Source organism: Halomonas sp. 3D7M (genome assembly GCF_014897885.1).
Taxonomy (GTDB): domain Bacteria; phylum Pseudomonadota; class Gammaproteobacteria; order Pseudomonadales; family Halomonadaceae; genus Vreelandella.
Genome location: NZ_JABUZF010000002.1, coordinates 1 through 3,233, shown reverse-complemented (window position 1 = coordinate 3,233; position 3,233 = coordinate 1). Strand labels below are relative to the sequence as shown.

Genomic DNA, 3,233 nt, shown 5'->3' with positions numbered 1-3,233 from the left:
TGCGCGCCATGCCTGGCGCACCATTAAAAAAACCCGCATCTATCGATGCGGGTTAGAACAGGGAAGTTACTTAGAGCAAGCGTTGCTTTGACGTTTATGCGACGTCGAAGCGATCCGCATTCATCACTTTTGCCCAGGCGGCGACGAAGTCTTTAACAAACTTCTCGCCGTTATCGTCCTGGGCATACACCTCTGCGTATGAGCGTAGCAGTGAGTTAGAACCAAACACTAGATCAACGCGAGAGGCTGTCCACTTAACCGCGCCCGTTTGACGGTCGCAAATCTCGTAAACATTATTGCCCACCGGCTTCCAGCTGTTGCCCATATCGGTCAGGTTGGCAAAGAAGTCGTTGGTCAACTGGCCTTCACGGTTAGTGAACACACCGTGCTTGGTACCACCATAGTTGGTGCCCAGCACACGCATTCCACCTAACAGCACGGTCATCTCCGGTGCGGTGAGCCCCATCAACTGAGCACGATCCAGCAGCATTTCTTCGGGTTTGACGATGTAGTCTTTCTTCTGCCAGTTACGGAAGCCATCGGCAAGTGGCTCTAAAGGCTCAAAAGAGTCTACGTCAGTCATCTCATCAGTGGCATCACCACGGCCTTTAAGGAACGGCACACGCACCTCATAGCCCGCTGCTTTGGCCGCTTTTTCGATAGCCACGCTACCCGCTAAGACAATCACATCGGCAATGCTGGCACCCGTATCAGCAGAGATCTGCTCGTATACTTTTAGCACATCGGCAAGACGCGTTGGCTCATTGCCTTGCCAATCTTTCTGGGGAGCCAAACGAATGCGCGCACCGTTGGCGCCACCGCGCATGTCGGAACCACGGTAAGTGCGCGCGCTATCCCACGCGGTGCTGACCATGTCGCTAATGCTTAAGCCGCTCTCAGCAATTTTCTGCTTAACCACTTCTTCGCAGTAATCGGTGCTACCTGCAGGCACAGGGTCTTGCCAGATAAGGTCTTCAGCCGGCGCTTCTGGGCCGATATAGCGTGCTTTCGGGCCTAGATCACGGTGCGTTAGCTTAAACCACGCTTTAGCAAAGGTTTGCTTGAAGTACTCCGGATCGGCCATGAATTTTTCGCAAATAGCACGGTACGTCGGGTCCATCTTCATCGCCATATCCGCATCGGTCATGATCGGATTGTGACGCACAGAGGGATCGGTTGCATCAACCGGCTTATCTTCCTCTTTAATGTCGATAGGCTCCCACTGATGAGCACCCGCAGGACTTTTTCTTAGCTCCCACTCATGACCAAACAGCAGGTCGAAATAGCCCATATCGAACTTAGTTGGGTTGGTGGTCCAAGCGCCTTCAATACCCGACGTCACGGCATTGCTCGCTTTGCCATCCATGGTCGGGTTGCCCCAGCCAAAGCCCTGGTTTTCAACGTCAGAGGCTTCAGGTTCGGCACCTAGCGCAGCGGCGTCGCCATTACCATGGCATTTACCCACGGTATGGCCGCCCGCTGTTAAGGCAGCGGTTTCTTCGTCGTTCATCGCCATACGAGCGAAGGTTTCGCGCACCTGCAGAGCTGTCTTAAGCGGATCTGGCTGGCCGTTAACCCCTTCTGGGTTAACGTAGATAAGTCCCATTTGAACCGCAGCCAGCGGATTCTCCATTGTTTCCGGCTGTTCAACGTCACCGTAACGCTCGTCAGAAGGCGCTAACCACTCTTTTTCAGCCCCCCAATAAATGTCTTTCTCTGGGTGCCAGATGTCTTCGCGGCCAAACGAGAAACCGTAAGCGGGCAGTCCCATAGATTCGTAGGCCACCGTACCCGCAAGAATGATTAGGTCGGCCCAGCTGATTTTATTGCCATACTTCTTCTTCACTGGCCACAGCAAACGGCGCGCCTTATCAAGGCTTACGTTATCCGGCCAGGAGTTGAGCGGTGCAAAACGCTGGTTACCGGTACCACCGCCGCCACGGCCATCGGCAATGCGGTAAGTTCCGGCAGAGTGCCATGCCATGCGGATCATCAGGCCACCGTAGTGGCCCCAGTCGGCTGGCCACCATGCTTGGCTATCAGTCATCAAGGCATGAACATCTTGCTTGAGGGCGTCAAAATCGAGTTTTTTGACCTCTTCCCGATAGTCAAAGTCAGGATCCATCGGGTTAGTTTTACGATCATGCTGGTGCAGAATGTCTAGGTTCAACGCCTCTGGCCACCAATCTTTGTTGGAGGTGCCAGTAGACGTATTACCACCATGCATTACAGGACATTTTCCACTCATGTTTCTCTCCCCTTCTTGCTCTTTGCCTTGGACTCGCCAAGGAAACAGATGATCGACATCTCATATTGCTGTCTACAGTGTAGGTAATCAGCAAGCGTTGCGTTGATATGTACTGTTTTAAAGCACCTCACCGATAGTCACAATTTGTAATAAACCAATAGATCGATAGTTATTTATTATTAAACTAGCTATTTCTTAGCCAATAAAAACTTAGCCCATAAAAAAAGGCAGGGCGTCAGACGCCCTGCCCATACCACTATCAGGATAGTAGCGTTTTCTTACCTTTACTCCACCATTGGCAACAGTGCGTTCAAGCTATCCCGCGCATCGCCGTAGAACATGCGCGTGTTCTCTTTGAAGAATAGCGGGTTTTCAATGCCAGAGTAGCCCGTGCCCTGACCGCGCTTGCTGACAAACACCTGCTTGGCTTCCCAAACCTTCAATACCGGCATACCGGCGATAGGGCTATTGGGATCTTCCTCGGCAGCGGGGTTTACGATGTCGTTGGAGCCGATCACGATCACCACGTCCGTACTTGAGAAATCGTCGTTGATCTCGTCCATTTCCAGCACGATATCGTAAGGCACTTTGGCTTCAGCCAGGAGCACGTTCATATGTCCAGGCAGACGCCCTGCCACCGGATGAATACCGAAACGTACGGTCTTACCCGATGCCCGCAGCTTGCGTACTAGATCGCTCACCGCACTCTGTGCTTGAGCCACCGCCATGCCATACCCCGGCACGATAATCACGCTATCTGCGTCGTTTAAGGCACTCGCCACACCACTTGCATCAATCGCGACCTGCTCGCCTTCAATCTCAGCCGCTGGCCCTTGAGCACCACCGAAGCCGCCCAAAATCACGTTAACGAAGTTGCGGTTCATCGCCTTACACATAATGTAAGACAGGATTGCCCCTGAGGACCCCACCAGTGCGCCGGTAACAATCAACAGATCATTGGAAAGTGTGAAACCAATCGCCGCCG

General features: G+C 52.8%; 2 protein-coding genes. Both read right to left on the bottom strand.

The window, feature by feature from the left end:
- Positions 1-94 precede the first annotated feature (94 nt).
- Positions 95-2,248, bottom strand: coding sequence for a catalase/peroxidase HPI (gene katG, locus INT22_RS00020; protein ID WP_193059767.1), 2,154 nt, complete (start codon positions 2,246-2,248; stop codon positions 95-97).
- Between the two features lie 284 nt (positions 2,249-2,532).
- Positions 2,533-3,233, bottom strand: a 701-nt coding sequence (locus INT22_RS00015) for an NAD(P)(+) transhydrogenase (Re/Si-specific) subunit beta (protein WP_193067423.1), incomplete at its 5' end; no start/stop codon positions are given.

Excerpts from the sequence above, each read along its gene's own strand:
- katG (WP_193059767.1), bottom strand. The coding sequence starts at position 2,248 with ATGAGTGGAAAATGTCCTGTAATGCATGGTGGTAATACGTCTACTGGC.